Here is a 362-nt window from a genome sequence, read left to right as displayed (position 1 = left end):
TAGTAACCCGTTCCTCCCCACGGCCGTTCTCGTCGCGAGGCATGGGGACAACGGCATCCCGGGACCCCCGCCGCGTCATGATCGGGCGATGACCCGCCTCTCCCCCGATGCCCTGCCCCTCTGGCGTGCCGACGGTCGCGTGCAGTTCGGCGACCCCGCCCTGGCCGTCTCGCCGTTCGCGGCCCCGTGGGTCGACGTCGTCGTGGGCGCCCTCGTCGCCGGCACCACGCCTCGGGCCGTCCGTGGCTTGGCGCGCGTGCACGGCGCCCCGGAGGGCGCCGCCGACGAGCTGCTCGCCGCGATCGCGCCGGCGCTGCGGCAGCGGAGGCGACGGCTCGCCCTCGCGGTGCAGAGCGCCGACG

The 362-nt window shown here is 76.8% G+C and carries 1 protein-coding gene; it reads left to right on the top strand.

Translation table 11 applies throughout. The annotated features are described in order from the left end of the window. Positions 1-88: 88 nt before the first annotated feature. Positions 89-362, top strand: a 274-nt coding sequence (locus ACK4LS_RS12555) for a hypothetical protein (protein ID WP_409717674.1), incomplete at its 3' end; no start/stop codon positions are given.

The organism is Microbacterium sp. (assembly GCF_046295495.1).
GTDB lineage: Bacteria > Actinomycetota > Actinomycetes > Actinomycetales > Microbacteriaceae > Microbacterium.
Note: the sequence above shows the minus strand (reverse complement) of the source record. Positions and strands in the feature narration are given on the sequence as shown.